Source organism: Phenylobacterium sp. (assembly GCF_044236515.1).
Taxonomy (GTDB): domain Bacteria; phylum Pseudomonadota; class Alphaproteobacteria; order Caulobacterales; family Caulobacteraceae; genus Phenylobacterium.
In genome coordinates, this window is the sequence record NZ_JBIIGK010000063.1 from 1 (window position 1) to 16,105 (window position 16,105).

Consider the following 16,105-nt stretch of genomic DNA (forward strand, 5'->3'; position numbering starts at 1 on the left):
CGCTGAAGCACGAGCGGACCTGGGACCTGAACGGCGACATCACCATGGCGGGGATGCTCTCGTTCCGCTGATCGGACGGTCGGCCGGTTCCGCTGGCGCGGAGTACGGCCGATGAGCCTCGGCATACGCATCCGCGGCGACGGCGTCGCTGCGCGGTGCTGCGCCCACCTCCTGACCCGCGCCGGCCTGCCGGTGGTCGTCGAGCCGTCCTCCGGCCCGAGGGTGCCGGTCGTGGTGCTCGGTGATCAGGCCTTGAGCTTGATCCGGGACATTTTCGATACCCCCACCCTGCTCGCCGGCCACCTCCACGTCGACCGCCGGCTGGTGGCCTGGGGACCCGGCGGCGAGCCCGTCTCCATCCCCCACAGCGGCGTCGCGGTCTCGGAGGCCGCTCTGCTGGCCGCCCTCCCCCCTCTGCCGGCCCAGACGGGGACCGAGGCGCCCGGCGACTTCGTGATCCACGCGGCCTCGCCGCTCGGCGCCCCCCACACGCAGATGCGCTTCGGGGCCCGTAGAGCATCGGCGCTTCCGGTCCGCATCCGCGACGCCGCGGACCACAGCGCCTGCCTCGTGGAATCCCTGGACGGCGGCTGGCTGTTTGTCGCCCCCATCGGCGCCGGCGAGGGCTGGCTACTGGCTGTGGGAGCGCCCGCCGACGATCTGTTGGCGCAGAGCCGCGTTGTCGCCCGGCGCATCGAGCCGGCCGGCTCGGCGGCGGGGGCCTTCGACTCCTCCCCTCGCCTCTCCGATCCGACCTGCGGCGACGGCTGGCTGGCCTGCGGCACGGCGGCGGTCGGTTTCGACCCGATCTGCGGCGACGGCGTCGCCAACGCCGTGCGTGAGGCGATCCTTGCCGCCGCGGTGATCGTCGCCATCGACAAGTGCGGACCGGCCGGCGCCCTCCTCAGCCACTATCAGGCGATGCTCACCGCCGCCATGCGCCGGCACCTGGGGCTGTGCGCCAGCTTCTATCGCTCCGGGCACGCGACGGCGTGGTGGGACGGCGAGCTGCAGGCCCTGGCCGAAGGCTACGACTGGTGCACGGCGCGGCTCGCCGAAGCGGGCGATCCGAAGTACCAGCTACGCGGCTTCGACCTCGTCGCGCGGGAGTTTTCGTCTTGAGTCAGGGCCCGCCCGAAACGGCCGCGTCGCCGGCCGCACCGCCGGTCGCCCACTGGCGGTCGTATCGCCGCCTCGGCCCCTACATCCGCCCCTACGCCTGGCGCCTGGCCCTGGTGCTGCTGATCAGCATGGTCGCCACCAGCCTCGGCCTCGTACAGCCCTACATCTCCAAGCTGCTGATCGACGACGCCCTGCTCCAGCGCGACATGCAGGCGCTGGTCTCGATCTCGGCGCTGATGTTCGCCGTCACCGTCCTCGGCTTCGTGCTGAACATCGCGGCCAGCTATCGCTACGTCTCGCTGTCGGCGGCGATGCTCTATGACATCCGCGTCACCCTGTTCCGGCATCTGCAGTCGCTGTCGCCGCGCTTCTACGCCCGGTTCCGGCTAGGCGACCTGATGAGTCGGCTCAACAACGACGTGAGCGAGGTGCAGCGCGCCGCCGCCGACAGCCTGCTGTCGGTGCTCAGCAACCTGATCTTCTTCGTCGGCTGTGTCGTCATGATGCTGGTGCTGAACTGGAAGCTGTTCCTGGTCGGGGTTGTCCTGGTGCCGGCCTGCCTGGTCAGTTTCGTCTATTACCAGCGCAAGCTCACCGACCTGACCCGCCAGCTGCGCGAGCGCAGCGCAGACCTCGGCAGCTTGTTCGTCGACAGCATCCTGGGGATGCGCGCCGTCGTCTCCCTGCGCGCCGGCGAACACGAGGCCGGGCGGTTCAAGGCGCGCAACGACGCCTTCGTCAAAACCATGCTGAAGATGCAGGTCGCCTCGTTCATGAGCGGCGCCCTGCCGGGCACCATCCTGACCGCCTCGACCTCGGCGGTGATCCTATATGGCGGCTGGCAGATCATGCACGATCGCATGACCATCGGCGCCCTCGTCGCCTTCATGGCCTATCACATGCGCCTCCTCAGCCCGGTCCAGGTGCTCATGGGGCTGGCCTCGACCCTGGCCAGCGCGCGGGTGTCGCTGGCCCGCATCTTCGAGCTGTTTGACACCCCGGCCGAGGTCACCGAGCGCCCGGGCGCCGTTTCCCTCCACGACGTCGCCCAGGGCATACGCTTCGAAGGGGTGCATATGCGTTACGACCGCCAGCCGGTCCTGGCCGGCGTCGAACTCGACATCCCGGCCGGCGCCTTCGTCGCCATCCTCGGCCCCAGCGGGGTCGGCAAATCCACCCTCGCCGACCTGATGGTCCGCTACCTCGATCCCGATCAGGGCCGGATTCTGGTCGACGGCCACGACCTGCGGGATCTGCGACTCGACGACCTGCGCCGCCACGTCATCCTGCTGGATCAGACCCCGCATCTGTTCAACGACACCCTCGCCCGCAACATCGGCTTCGCCCTCCCGGAAGCGGCCCGCGCCGATATCGAGGCGGCGGCGGAGGCGGCCGGGCTCGCGCCGATGATCGCCCGCCTCCCCCAGGGGCTCGACACCCCGGTCGGCGAGCGCGGCCTCGCCGTCTCGGCGGGCGAGCGGCAGCGGGTGGCCCTGGCCCGCGCCTTGCTGCGCAAACCCAGCGTCCTGATCCTCGACGAGCCGACCGCCGCTCTCGACGCCGAAACCGAGGCGGTGATCGCCGCCAACCTGCGGCGCACCTTGCCCGACGCCACTCTCGTGGTGATCACCCACAAGCCGGCGCTGGCCGACATCGCCGACGGCATCGTCACGCTCGACGGCGGTCAGGCGCGGATCTCGTGGCGCGAGGACCGGCGTGGCGGACGCTGAGGAGGACCTTGGCCCCTTCGCCGGCGCCACCGGTCGCGGCGTCCGCATCGGGGTGATCGACAGCGGCGCTCACCCCGATCACCCGCATATCGTTCGGATCGCCGGCGGGCTCGACATGGCGCCCGACGGCACGGCCGACCACACCCCCGCCGCCTGGGCCGACCGCATGGGCCATGGCACGGCCGTCGTGGCGGCCATCCAGGAGAAGGCGCCCGAGACCGAGGTCTTCGTGATCAAGGTCTTCCACACCGCCCTGCGCACCAACGCCGCCACCCTGCTGCACGCCATCGACTGGTGCGTGACCAACGGCATGGACCTGATCAACCTCAGCCTCGGCTCGACCAACCCGGCCCATGCGGAGATCTTCGCCCGCGCCGCTGACCACGCCCTGTCCGCCAAGGCGCTGATCGTTGCCGCCCACGACGTCGAGGGCACAGCCTTCTATCCCGGCGCCTCGCCCGGCGTGCTCGGGGTCGGCGTCGACTGGGACTGCCCGCGGCACGGCTGCCGCCCGGGCGGGTCGGGGGGCGCTGCGGTCTTCGCCTCCGGCTATCCGCGGCCGATCCCAGGCGTCCCGCAGCGGCGCAACCTGCACGGCGTCAGCTTCGCGACCGCCAACGTCACCGGCCTCGCGGCGCGAGCGTGGGAAAGCCTGGCCGGGGCGGCCGATCCGGCGACGGTGCGCGCCGCCCTCCTCGCCTCCACAGTCAGCGGCCGAGGCTGAGAGGCGCAGGCGGCCCGCCAAGCGGCGTGGCCCTCGTGTAGAGCCGAACGCGCAGCCGGCCGGCGGCCAGCGCCTGGCGGTCCGCCTCCTGCAGCACCACGCGCCGCTCGCCGATCGCCCCGCCCGGCAGCATCAGGTTGGCGATCACCGGCCCGGCGGCGCCCTTCTCGTCGCTGCGATGGAGGGCAAGGCCGATCACCTCGCCCGGCGGCAACGCCAGCGGACCCAGCGCCACGTCCAGCGCGCCCTGCCCCGGATCGTGGCGGAAAGTCGCCGTCAGGGTCGCGCCGCCGGACCGCGCGACGGCGAGGTAGTCCTGCGCCGCCGGCCCACGGCCGTCGACCAGGGCAGGCGTGCTGAACGGCGCGCGCCGCGGCTGCACCGCGCGCTCCCAGCCATGCGCCAGCCTCAGCAGGGTCGGCTCCGAATAGGCCGGCCCCAGGAACTCGAAGCCGAATGGCAGTCCGGTGCGGCCAAATCCGGCCGGCACGGCGATCGCCGGCAGGCCGGTCGCGGCGCTGTAGCGGCAGTTGGTGATCGCCCCGGAATCGTCGGCCCTGACCACCGGCGGGCGGCGAGTGCTGGTCGGATAGGCCAGAGCCGTCAGCTTCTGCTCGGCCAGCGTCTGCAGAAGCATCTGCCGAATCGTCGCCTGGATGCGCAGCGCCGCTGCGTGGCCCTCGGACGCCCGCCCGGCGTTCAGCCCGCGCCGCAGGCCCGGATCGAGCTCCTGATGATGCAGCCCCTGCCCCAGAAGGTCGGCCAGCGAATGGACCGGCGCCTCCGGATGGGCGTCGAGATAGCGGTCGATATCCTCGCGAAGTTCGAACGGGATCACCGTCGATGCCTTGATGAGGTCAGCCACGCCGGGCAGCCGGACGTCGACGACCTCCGCCCCCTCAGCCTTCAGCCGGGCCAGGACGCGGTCGAAGACCTCGACGCCTTCCTGGTCCTCCGTGGCGGGGCTGACCGCGTCGCGAAGCACGCCGATCCGCGCGCCGCGCAGGTCGCTCGCCCCAATCGCGGCGGCATAGCTGGCCGGGCGGACGATGGCGGGGTCGGTGGTGACGGGATCCTCGGGATCGGCGCCCGCAGTGGCGTCCATCATCAGCGCCAGGTCGACGACGCTGCGCGCCAGCGGACCGCCGATGTCCTGGGTGTCGGAGAGCGGCACGATACCCGCTCGGCTCGAGACGCCGCGCGTCGCCCGCAGGCCATAGAGGTTCTGATAGGCGGCCGGAATGCGGATCGAGCCGCAGGTGTCGGAGCCCAGCGCCGCCGCGGCGAAGCTCGCCGCCACCGCCGCCCCGGACCCGCCGCTCGATCCCCCGGGCGACCTCTGAGGGTCGTATGGATTGCGGCTGTAGCCGGTCAGCGACGACACCGTCGTCACCCCAGACGCCAGCTCGTGCATCGTCGTTTTGCCGAGAATGACCGCGCCGGCTTTTCGCAGGCGCGCGACCTGGGTCGCGTCCTCCCGCGGCCGGAACGTCGCCAGGGCCAGCGCCCCGGCGCTCGTCGGCATGTCGGCGGTGCCGTAGTTGTCCTTAAGCAGCACAGGGATGCCGTGCAGCGGGCCGCGCGGCCCTTTCGCCTTGCGCTCGGCATCCAGCGCTGCGGCCTCGGCCAGGGCCCGGGGATTGAGGGTCACGACGGCGTTGAGGCCGGGTCCGGCATGGTCGTAGGCGGCGATGCGCGCCTGATAGGCCCGTACGAGGTCCTGGGAGGTCAGCCGCCCCTGGGCCATCTGCGTCTGCAGGTCGGGGATCGCCGCCTCGAACACGACGTCGCCGCGCTGCGGCCCGGCGGCTGACGGTGCGGTCGGACAGGCGACGGTGAGGGCCGCGCAGGTCGCGGCCGCCAAGCGGCGTAGGGTCATGGCGCTTAACTCTGGAAGCTGTCGGCGAGCCGTTCTCTCAGCAGGGACTTCTGGACCTTGCCCATGGTGTTCTTGGGCAATTCGTCGACGAAGACGATGCGCCGCGGCTGCTTGAACCGGGCCAGCTTGTCGCGCAGCTGCGTCGTCAGCCGCTCGGCGTCGGCGAAGCCCGCCTCGCGCGGCACCACCACCGCCACCACGCCCTCGCCCATATCCGGATGCGGCGCGCCGACCACGGCGGACTCCCGCACCTCAGGCAGCTCGTCGAGCGCGGTCTCAACCTCGGCCGGATAGATATTGTAACCGCCGGAGATGATCAGGTCCTTGGCCCGGCCGACGATGGAGACGTAGCCGTGATCGTCGATCAGCCCGAGATCGCCGGAGATGAACCAGCCGTCGCGAAACTCGGCCGCAGTCTTCTCCGGCATCCGCCAGTAGCCGTGGAAGAGGTTCGGCCCCTTGATCTCGATCACCCCCACCTCGCCCTGCGGCAGGACCCGGCCGCTCTCCGGGTCGGCGATCCGCACGCAGACCCCGGGCAGCGGCAGCCCCACCGTGCCCGGCCGGCGCTCGCCGTCATAGGGGTTGGAGGTGTTCATGTTGGTCTCGGTCATCCCGTAGCGCTCCAGGATGGCGTGGCCGGTGCGCTCGGCGAATTCGCGGTGGACGTCCGCGGACAGCGGCGCCGAGCCGGAGACGAAGAGGCGCATGTGCGCCACCGCCTCGCGCGTGAACCGCGGGTCCTTGAGCAGCCGGATGTAGAAGGTTGGCACGCCCATCATTACCGTCGCCGAGGGCAAGGCCGCCATCACCGCGTCCGGATCGAAGCCGGGCAGGAAAATCATCGCGGCGCCCGAGGCTAGGGTGACGTTCGTCGCCACGAACAAGCCGTGGGTGTGGAAGATCGGCAGGGCGTGCAGCAGGACGTCCTCCGGGCCATAGCGCCAGCATTCGGCCAGGGCGAAGGCGTTCGAGGCCATGGCGCCATGGCTCAGCATCGCCCCCTTCGACCGGCCTGTCGTGCCGGAGGTGTAGAGGATGGCCGCCAGCGCCTCGTCCGGCAGGTCCAGGGTGGCGAACTCGGGCTCGGCGGCGTCAGCCCGCGCACTCGCCGTGCCGGCGCCGGCTGCGTCGAGGGTTAGGACGTGCGGCGCCCCTCGCCGGGCGGCGATCTCGGCGACGCTCTCCAGCCGTGTCGGATCGCACACGACCAGGGCCGGCTCGGCGTCGGCGATGAAATAGTCGAGTTCCCCGGCCGTGTAGGCTGTGTTGAGCGGCAGGAAGACCGCTCCGGCCCGCAAGCAGCCGAGGTAGAGCATCAGCATGTCGAGGTTCTTCTCGGCCTGGACCGCGACCCGGTCGCCGACGGCCAGCCCGAGCCCCTGCAGGACCCGCGCGTATTGCGCCGACCGGGCTTCCAGCGCCGCGTAGGTGACCACCCGCCCGCCTGGCAGGGTCGCAAACGGCGCGCCCCGATCCTTGGGAAATTGGCGTGACAGTCGGTCGTAAAGGTTGGCCACGTCCTCAGCTTCCTCCTCGGCTCGGCGCCGCCACGGCGGCCCTGGTGTTTTGCACTCAGGACCCCTGTTCGCCAACACGGTCAGGACGTGTCGGCGTGCGATCATACGAATCGTCGTCGAGCATATGCCGACCCGCCCGCCTGGATCGCCTCCGAACGTTCATCGTCTCATCGCCGGACGGCAGTTTCGGGAGATCACCCCGCCGTAATCACGAAGTGGAATGTCGCCGGCTCGCGGCAAGAAAAAAGCGCCGCCCTTCGCAGGGCGGCGCTCGATGCTCGGCTCAGCGAAGATCAGATCAATAGCGAACCATGGCCGCGATGCCGATCGTCCGGGGACGCATGTACGTCTCCGTGAACAGCACGCTGCGGCGGGTATAGGTCCGCCCCAGACGCTCGTGGTGGTTTAGGAGATTGTTGGCGAACAGCGACAGGTCGACGTCGTTCATGATCACACCCAGGCGGGCGTTGACCACCGTCGTCTCCGGCTCAGGCAGGTCCAGCGGCTGGTAGGACGGGCTGTTCGGGTTCACCGAGCCGGTCAGGCGCGGCTTGGAGTTATAGACGACGTCCCCACGCGAGTAGAACTCGGTCGAGTCCGACACTTCGCGCGTGTAGTCGTACGACAGACGGAGCACCCACGGGGCGCCGGCGCCGGGGACGTAGTCGCCCTTCTGGAACGCCGGGTTGGTCTCGTCGAACTTCGTGGAGTTGTAGCCGATCGCCGCCGACAGCGTCAGATTGTCGGTGGCCCGGCCGCTCAGGGCTAGGTCGAAGCCGCGCGAGGTGGCCGTACCCATGTTGTCGGTCAGGGCGTAGCCGCAGTCCGGCAGGGTGACGCGGGTCTGAATGTTCTTCCACTTGATGTTGTAGACGCTGCCGTCGACCGACAGGCGGCCATCCAGAACCCGGTTCTTGGATCCGGCTTCGTAGCTCCAGACGCTGTCGCTGTCGTACGAGGTCGGGGAGACCACGTTTCCGGAGCCGTCGACGTAGCCGAAGTTCTCCAGCTCGCCGAAGCAGACGCCCGGCAGGCGCTCCTGCACGCCGCCCGGACGGAAGCCCTTGGCCACCGTGGCGTAGAACAGGTTGTCGGGGTCACGCTGCCAGGACAGGCTGAACTTCGGGTTGAAGACCTTTTCCTTGTTCTTCATGCCCTCGCGGACGAAGACCGGAGCCCATTCGCCCACACCAGGGGTGCAGCCGCCCGGGGTGGTGCAGTCCGAACCGTACGGCGCGTTGAGGTTATTCTCCGGGCCGTCCTGGTAGATCTCGCCCTGCAGCTTGTTCTGGGCATAGCGGGCGCCGACCGTGAAGGTCAGTTCCGGCGTGATCTTGAAGTCCACCTGACCGAAGCCGGCCAGCTGCACTTCGCGGGTGCGGCTCATCGAGTAGTAGATCAGCGAGTTCGGACCCGGCTCGATGCCGTAGGTGTTCAGGAACGTGCCCGCGCCCGGGAAGGGCGAGTTGGGCGCGTCGCCGAACTGGGTCGGCGCATTGCGCATGAAGTTCGAGAAGATGCTCTCGATCGAGCCCTGGCGGTTGCGCGTGTAGAAGGCCCCGACCAGCCAGGTCAGCCGTCGGTCGGGATCCACCGACTGGACGCGGATTTCCTGGGTGATGTTGTTCTGCCAATCCTCATAGAGGCTGGCCGAGCGGAAGCCGTTCGGCATCACCGGGATGCGCGTGTAGTTGTAGAGGTACGACGAATCCGAGAGCCAGCGGTCGCTGTCGCGCTCGAGGGCCGAGGTCGTCGAGATGATCCGGATGTCGTCGTTGGCCCACTCGACGTTCACGTATGGAACGTAGAGCGTGTCCTTCGCCCGGTTCAGTTCCGGCGCTTCCATCGGGGTCAGCTGAACGCCGTTGACGATGGAGCCGGTCGGGCCGCTCTGCCACAGAGGCGTACGGAACTCGCCCGCGCCGGCGTCGGTCAGCGACGTCCAGACCGAATTGTTGCGGTCGTGCTCGTAGTTCTTCTGGGCGTTGAGCGAGACGGTGATGGTCAGGTTGTCGGTCGCCCGGATGGCCAGGGCGCCGCGGGCCGAGCTGGCCTCAGCCCAGTTCGAATTCTTGTAGGGCGCGCCCGTCACGTTGAAGCGCATGGCGTCGTCGCGGACCGGCGGCATGGTCGGGTCTTCGATGAAGGCCTGGCCGACCACCCGGTCGATGTAGCCCGGCGTCAGGCGGTGATAGGCGCTGGCGCGGAAGGCCACCTTGTCCTCGATGATCGGGCCGCCGATGGCCATGCCGGCTTCGTAGCCGGAGCCGCCGCCGCGCACCTTGGTGACTTCTGCGCGGGCGAGGCCTTCATAACCGCTGAAGTTCGGACCGGGCTGGATGAAGCGGACGGTGCCGCCCTGCGAGCCGGCGCCGAACAGGGTGCCTTGCGGGCCGCGCAGAACTTCGACGCGCTCGAGGTCGAACAGGGTCGGGAAGACGTTGGCCGCGGTGTAGCCGACCTGCCGGACCTGGATCGGCACGTCGTCGAGGTAGACGCCGGTGGTGGCCGCGCCGGCGGACGAAGACACGCCGCGGATGGCGAGGCGGTTATTGGCGCCCAGGGCGATGCCGGGGGTCAGGCGCACGACGTCGCCGAATTCCTTAAGGCCGCGGTTCTGGATTTGCTCGTTCGACACGGCGGCGACGCTGATCGGGACCTTGGACAGCTGGACGGCCGAGCGGGTGGCGGTGACGACGATCTCGTCGATGGCGATCGCGCCGTCGGCCGGTTCGGACTGGGCAAGGGCCGCAGCCGGGGCCGTCGTCAGCAGCAGGCCGAGGGCGGACGCGCCAGAGAGCCACAGACGACGATACGCAACGCTACCTTGTACTGGGTTACTCACTTCGACATTCCCCCTTTGGGTGCTGGAGCCCGTTGATCGGGCCCTGACTCGATGGCGTGGGACCATATCGGCGACCGGTGTGATCACAATGCCAGGTAGCGGATGGCATCATTTGACGGACTAGGCGTGACATGAAAACCTCACAAATCCTCCTCGGGGAGGCGCGCTGCGCCCATTCTCCCGAACACTGGTCTCCGGCTTGGCCTTGACGGCCGTGGGATCACGCCTCTGAATGCCTGCGGCAGCCCAGAACGGGCGCTGGGTCCAGAGGGCCACGGGGAGGATGCCGAGATGACGATCGACCAAAGCCGCCGGACCCTGCTCGCCGGCGCCGGAGCGCTCACCGCCGCCTGGCCGGGGCTCTCGCTCGCCGCGACCCTGCGGCCGGACCTCGTTGTCGTGAACGCCAATGTTTACACCGTGGACGACGCCGCGCCGCGGGCTCAGGCGTTGGCGATCTCCGGTGGCCGATTCACCGCCGTGGGAACCAACGAGGAAATCCGCAGCCTCGCCGGCCCTGGGACCCAGACCTTCGACGCCCAGGGCATGACCATCGTGCCCGGGTTCATCGACACTCACTGCCACCCGTACGGCACGAACCTTCTGTACGACGTGCTGGTCGGCAACCCGTTTGAGGTCGAGTTCGTCACCCTCGACAGCATCATCGCAAAGCTCCGCGCCAAGGCGCAGCAGACGCCGCCGGACTACTGGATCGAAGGCTATTTCTACGACGACACCAAGGTGCGCGACGGCCGCGAGATCAACCGCTTCGACCTCGACAAGGTCTCGACCACGCATCCGGTCGTGGTCCGCCACCGCGGCGGCCACACTTCCTATTACAACACCAAGGCGCTGCAGATGGCCGGCGTCACCAAGGCGACGCCTGACATCCAGGGCGGCACCTACGACAAGATGCCGAACGGCGAGCTCTCCGGCCGGGTGACCGACACCGCCCGCCGGGTGTTCGAGAACGTCGGCAAGCGCGAGACCTTCACGCCCGAGCAGGAATACCAGCGCGAACTGGCCGGCGCGGCGCACATCTCCAAGCAGTTCGCCCGCTACGGCCTGACCGGCGTCCATCACAATGGGGGCCCGGATTTGGGCATGCTGCAAACCCTGCGGGCGCGCGGCGACCTGCTCCACCGGGTGAGCTATGAGACCAGCGGCAAGATGCTGGACGCGCAGATCGCGAACGGAATCCGCACCGGCGTCGGCGACGAGTGGATCCGGTTCGGCGCGACGTCAGAACACACCACCGACGGCTCGTTCTCGGAGCGCACCGCCGGCCTCAGCCACCCCTACCCGGGCTCGAACTCGCCCTACCAAGGCAACATCACCTTCACCCAGGACGAGCTGAACGCCTGGGTCGAGCGCGTGCACCGCGCCGGGATCCAGGTGAACCTGCACGCTAACGGCGATGCGGCGATCGAGATGTCGCTGAACGCCTTCGAGCGCGCCAACCGCCTTTATCCGACCCGAGATGCGCGCTGGAAGATCACCCACTGCACCTTCATCAACGACGATATCCTGCGCCGGATGAAGGCGTTGAACGTCGTGCCGGCGGTGTTCACGACCTACGCCTACTACAACTCCGACAAGTTCAAGTTCTACGGCGAGGCGATGATGAAGCGGGCGATGCCGTTCCGCGAGTTCCTGGATGCCGGCATCCACGCAACGGCCGGCTCCGATTTCCGGCCCGGTCCGTTCGCGCCGCTGATGGGCATCCAGGGCATGGTCACCCGCAAGGGCTGGAACGGCGAGACCTGGGGCGCCAACCAGAGAATAACCGTCGCCGAGGCCATCAAGGTTCAGACCTTGAATGGCGCCTACGCCTCGTTCGAGGAGAACATCAAGGGCTCGATCACGCCGGGCAAGCTCGCGGACTTCGTGGTCCTCGCCGAGGATCCGCACACGGCGAACCCCGAGAAGATCAAGGACATCAAAATCTTCCGAACCGTCGCGGGCGGGCGTACCGTCTACCAGGCCTGACAGCCGGCGCGCCGAAGCCCTCGGCGCCCCCACCACCCGTTCAGCGAGAGAGCAGCATGGCGTCTGAGTTTCCGGTGTCGCGGCGCGGACTTCTGGCGGCGGCCTCCGCCCTCGCCGCGGCGCCCAGCCTCGCCGTCGCGCAGCCGGCGCGCCTCAACCCGATCGTGGCGATGGGCGGCGTGCAGCTCGCCGACGCCATTCGCCGCAAGCAGGTCTCCTGCGTCGAGGTGATGGGCGCCTATCTCGACCACGTCGACCGCCAGAACGGGCCGGTCAACGCCATCGTCAGCCGCGTACCGCGCGAGCCGCTGCTGGCCGAGGCACGCGCGAAGGACGCCGAGCTGGCCCGTGGGGCGACGCCCGGCGCCCTCTTCGGCTTCCCGCTGGCGGTGAAGGACCTCGCCGCCGTGAAGGGCCTGCCGACGACCTCCGGCGCGGCGTTCCTGCGCAACAACATCGCCCAGGCCGACGCCCCCTTCGTGAGCCGCATGCGCCAGGCCGGCGGCGTCTTCATCGGTAAGACCAACACGCCGGAATTCGGCCTCGGCTCCCACACCTTCAACGAGGTGTTCGGCCCGACGCGGAACCCCTACGACCTCAGCCGTTCGGCCGGCGGCAGCAGCGGCGGGGCCGGCGTAGCGCTGGCGATGCGCATGGCGCCGGTCGCCGACGGCAGCGACCATGCGGGCTCGCTGCGCAATCCCGCCGCCTGGAACAACGTCTTCGGCTTCCGCCCAAGCTTCGGCCGGGTCTACGCCCCGGGCGGCTTCTACGCTGGGCTCAGCGTGCCTGGGCCGATGGGCCGCAGCGTCCCGGACCTGGGGCTGTTGCTCTCCGTGATGGCCGGATTCGACGACCACTCGCCGTTGTCCCTCGAGGAGGATCCTGCGGTCTTCGCCCGTCCCATCGGCCGCGACCAGAAGGGCAAGCGGGCCGCATGGCTCGGGGACTTCGGCGGCAAGGTCCCGCTCGAGCCCGGCGTCCTGCCCCTGTGCGAGACCGCCCTGAAGACGTTCGACGCCATCGGCGTTTCCGTCGAGCCAGCCTTGCCCGCCATGTCGGTCGACACCGTCTGGAACGCCTGGAAGGTATTGCGCGCCTGGGAGTCGGGCCCCGGCCTCAAGGCCTATTATGACGACCCCGCCCGCCGGGCGCTGATGAAGCCGGAAGCGAGGTTCGAGGTCGAGTCGCTGATGAAGCTGTCGGCCCTCGACGTCACCAACGCCCTGGCGGTCCGCAACCAGTGGCACCGCGCGATCGCCGACCTGTTTGATCGCTACGACTACCTGGTCCTGCCCGGCTGCCAGGTGTTCCCGTTCCCGGTCGAGCAGCGCTGGCCGCAGGTCATCGCCGGCCAGCAGATGCAGACCTATCACGAGTGGATGAAGCTGATGGTGCTGATCACCATGAGCGGCTGTCCCACCATGGCGGTGCCGGCCGGCTTCGATGCCCGGGGCCTGCCGATGGGCCTGCAGATCGTCGCGCCGCGGCGACGCGACCTCGCATGCCTGGAGGTCGCGCACGCCTACGACCAGGCGACGCGCTGGACCGAGCGTCGCCTCCCGCCCGCCTTGCGGGCGGCCTGAGGAAACGGGCCGCCCGTAAGCCGGGCGGCCTGATGTCTTACTTCAGGGACAGCAGGTAGTCAGCCAGCTGCCCGGCGATCTGCGGGTTCTTCTGACCCGGATAGATCATCTTGGTGCCGGGGACGGCGGTGCGCGGGTTGCTGATGAACTCGATCAGGTTCGCGCGGGTCCAGGGCTGACCGTACTTCACCATGGCCGGCGAGTACTTGTAGTCGGCCAGCGTGCCGGCCTTGCGGCCGCCGACGCCGAACAGGTTCGGGCCCATGCCCGACTTTTGGCCCTTGGTCACGGCGTGGCAGGACTGGCAGGCGGCGAAAGCCGGCGGCTTGGCGACTTGGGCCGCGGCGGACGACGCCGCGAACACGAGGGCCGCCGCAGCGGCGAAAGCGAAACCAGACTTCAAGGCGGATCTCCAGAAAACAGATGTCAGGCAGGACGCCGGCGCGTCGCCGCGCCGGCGATCCCAGGTCTTATTTGTCGTCGTAGATGGCGTAGAACTTGGAATAGCCGTCGCTTTCCCAGGTGCCCTTCCAGCCCTTGGCCAGGGTCACCGCGTCGCCGGGACCGATCTTGGTCACCGTGCCATCGGCCGAGGTCAGGGTCACGCCGCCCTTGAAGAAGTACATGAACTCGTCGACCGGATAGCCGTCGGTCTTGAAGCTGTGCTTCTTGGGGGCGTTGTAGACGCCGCTCGTGAACGTCTTATCCGTCGAGCCGAGCATCAGGAAATCGAGGTTGCCGTTGGCTTCGGTCTGGGCGCCGGCGCGCTTGAAGACCGGGCCGGCCGCGTCCGCCGGCGAGACCTTTACCGGATGCTCCTGGGCCGCGGCGGCGCCGGCGGCGAACAGGGCGAGCGCGATGATCGAACTACGCAGCATGAAGTCGTCTCCCTAATATGGATTTTGGCCGTGGCTTATTTGGCCGCCGGCATGGTGAGGGCGTTCAGCTCGTTCGCCGTCTTGACCGTGGCGACGAGCTCGGTGCCGGTGTTGAGGCGAACGAAGTAGTCGACCAGCGCCAGGGTCTCGGCCTCGCTCAGCGTTCCGGGCGCGTCCATCGGCATGGTGCTGATGATGCGGCTGTAGAGTGCGCGGGCGGGCTGGCCCTCCCACTTGCTCCAGAAGTCGGCGCCGGCCAGCGGCGGCGCATGCTCGCCGCCCGAGGGCTCCACCCCGTGGCAGGCCGCACATTTGCCGGCGTAGACCGCCACCCCCGGCGACGATGCGGCCGACGTTTCGGCCAAGACCTGGCTCGCTGTCGCGACGGCAAGCGCCCCTCCCAAAGCCAGCACGCCAGAGACGGCCAGCAACGTCGTGTTTTTTCTCATTCTTCGTTTCCTTATCGAAGATCCTGAGTCCTGGGACCCAGAGTCGTCGCCCCTCTCCTATACCAGTCAGCTCATTTCGGCGATCTCAGCCACGGCGCGGTAGGCCTGATCAATGGCGACATGCGTATAAGCATCCCAGCCCGCGTCGGAGTTGGCGATCGTCACCCTGCCGACCGGACGTCGCGCCAGTTCCTCGCGCGCGCCCTGCTGCGGATCGGTGTTCAGCGGCTCGGGCGTAAAGGCGTAGCCGTGGCCCCAGCGGTTGACCGTGATCGCCGCCACGTCGCGGTCGAAGACGAAGCCGCCAGGCCCGAGGATGCGGGTCATCTCGTCGCGCAGCGGGTTTTCGAAGTCGGCGAAGGTCATGCCGTAGAGCTGGGCGCGGCCCAGGCGATACTGCTCGCGCATTAGCCCTTCCCCGGGTGCGGTCGGCACGTAGAGCAGGTGCACGACGATCGGATCATCCGGCGTGCGGGCGAACTGGTAGGTGCCGAGGCTGACCGGGAAATCCAGCGACATCGACGAGTACATGCCGCCCGGATTGTTGACATGGTTGACCCCAAGCGCCTTCCAGGCCCGCCAGTTGCGCAGCGCGACGTTGGTGTAAACGAACGGCGCCTTCACGTTCATTCGCAGCGCCTCGGCCTGATCGTCGCCGACACCCTCAAGGATGTAGGGGATCATGCTGTTGTAGCAGGCGAGAACCGCCGCCTTGCCCCGCACCCGCTTCAACCGGCCGTCGCGGCCGACATAACCGACGTCGACGCGGTCGCCGTCGTTGCGCACCCGCACGGCCGTGGAATTCAGGCGGATGCGGACCTTGTTCTGCGGCCGGTCGAGGGTCGAATAGTCGAAGTCGGCCAGCACGATGTCTTCCATCGTGTTCCCCGGGGCCGAGCCCGGCGCCAGCCGGCGGACCAGCAACCGCGCCACCGAGGCGTTGCCGTCGGGGAAGTGGTGGATATAGGCGTCCTTGTGGCCCTCGGAGTCGCCGCCATCGCTGCCGTGCTTCGGCCGCGGCGGCATGGTCCCCTTGCCGCCCGGGTACGACGACCGCAGGGAGCCCCACGCCGACATGGCGTCGATGCCGACGCCCCATAGGCCGTGCGGCCGTTTCTGGAAGAAGGCGATGACCTCCTCCGGGACCTCCCAGTAGGTCCGCAGGAACTGCGCGTAGCTGATCTTGCTGAGAATCTCGCGCCGTTCCTCGGCGGTCTTGCCTGGCAGGACGTCGCGGGTCGAGGTCTCGAGCTCGATCATCTTGGCCTTGGCGGCCTCGGTCATCGGGTACTGGGCGATGCGCGCCCGCACCTCGGCCGCGCCGCCGCCGGCTCCGGAATCACCGTCCGGATCGGTGAACGCTCCGGCCTTCACCGGCGCGGC

General features: G+C 69.0%; 12 protein-coding genes. 5 read left to right on the forward strand and 7 right to left on the reverse strand.

Annotation, left to right across the window (positions count from 1 at the left end; genetic code table 11):
- Positions 1–111 precede the first annotated feature (111 nt).
- From ACILRF_RS08500 to ACILRF_RS08510, 3 genes are read left to right on the forward strand one after another with little or no spacing between them, the layout of a single operon-like run.
- Positions 112–1,122 carry a hypothetical protein gene (locus ACILRF_RS08500; RefSeq protein ID WP_395671854.1) on the forward strand — a complete coding sequence of 337 codons (1,011 nt, stop codon included), beginning with the start codon at positions 112–114 and terminating at the stop codon, positions 1,120–1,122.
- Positions 1,119–2,852 carry an ABC transporter ATP-binding protein gene (locus ACILRF_RS08505; protein WP_395671855.1) on the forward strand — a complete coding sequence of 578 codons (1,734 nt, stop codon included), beginning with the start codon at positions 1,119–1,121 and terminating at the stop codon, positions 2,850–2,852. Before ACILRF_RS08500 ends, ACILRF_RS08505 begins: the two co-directional genes overlap by 4 nt.
- Positions 2,839–3,576 carry a S8 family serine peptidase gene (locus ACILRF_RS08510; RefSeq protein WP_395671856.1) on the forward strand — a complete coding sequence of 246 codons (738 nt, stop codon included), beginning with the start codon at positions 2,839–2,841 and terminating at the stop codon, positions 3,574–3,576. The genes ACILRF_RS08505 and ACILRF_RS08510 overlap by 14 nt, the downstream gene beginning before the upstream one ends.
- On the opposite strand, the gene ACILRF_RS08515 is transcribed toward ACILRF_RS08510, so the two are convergent.
- The 3 genes from ACILRF_RS08515 to ACILRF_RS08525 form a co-directional block, all read right to left on the reverse strand.
- The gene (locus ACILRF_RS08515) at positions 3,560–5,455 is read right to left on the reverse strand and encodes an amidase (protein WP_395671858.1); all 1,896 of its coding nucleotides are present in this window, start codon (positions 5,453–5,455) and stop codon (positions 3,560–3,562) included. The genes ACILRF_RS08510 and ACILRF_RS08515 overlap by 17 nt on opposite strands.
- A 5-nt stretch (positions 5,456–5,460) precedes the next feature.
- Entirely contained in the window at positions 5,461–6,975 is a 1,515-nt protein-coding gene (locus ACILRF_RS08520) for a malonyl-CoA synthase (RefSeq protein ID WP_395671860.1), read from the reverse strand.
- Positions 6,976–7,273: 298 nt separating this feature from the next.
- A complete protein-coding gene (locus ACILRF_RS08525) occupies positions 7,274–9,820 on the reverse strand; it encodes a TonB-dependent receptor (RefSeq protein ID WP_395671862.1) in 2,547 nt (848 codons plus the stop codon).
- 291 nt (positions 9,821–10,111) lie between these two features.
- On the opposite strand from ACILRF_RS08525, the gene ACILRF_RS08530 reads away from it, so the two are divergent.
- Positions 10,112–11,809, forward strand: coding sequence for an amidohydrolase (locus ACILRF_RS08530; protein WP_395671864.1), 1,698 nt, complete (start codon positions 10,112–10,114; stop codon positions 11,807–11,809).
- A gap of 56 nt (positions 11,810–11,865) precedes the next feature.
- Positions 11,866–13,395: an amidase gene (locus ACILRF_RS08535; protein ID WP_395671865.1), complete on the forward strand. Its 1,530-nt coding sequence runs from the start codon at positions 11,866–11,868 to the stop codon at positions 13,393–13,395.
- Positions 13,396–13,432: 37 nt separating this feature from the next.
- Here ACILRF_RS08535 and ACILRF_RS08540 read toward each other — a convergent pair whose 3' ends face one another.
- From ACILRF_RS08540 to ACILRF_RS08555, 4 genes are all read right to left on the reverse strand, one after another.
- Positions 13,433–13,798, reverse strand: a complete 366-nt coding sequence (locus ACILRF_RS08540; protein ID WP_395671867.1) for a c-type cytochrome — start codon at positions 13,796–13,798, stop codon at positions 13,433–13,435.
- Positions 13,799–13,865: 67 nt separating this feature from the next.
- Complete coding sequence (locus ACILRF_RS08545) at positions 13,866–14,273, reverse strand: cupin domain-containing protein (protein WP_395671869.1); 408 nt, start codon at positions 14,271–14,273, stop codon at positions 13,866–13,868.
- Positions 14,274–14,308: 35 nt separating this feature from the next.
- On the reverse strand, positions 14,309–14,722 hold the full coding sequence (locus ACILRF_RS08550) for a c-type cytochrome (RefSeq protein ID WP_395671871.1): 414 nt from the start codon (positions 14,720–14,722) through the stop codon (positions 14,309–14,311).
- 66 nt (positions 14,723–14,788) lie between these two features.
- Positions 14,789–16,105 (reverse strand): hypothetical protein (locus ACILRF_RS08555; RefSeq protein WP_395671873.1); only part of this gene is annotated, 1,317 nt, incomplete at its 5' end.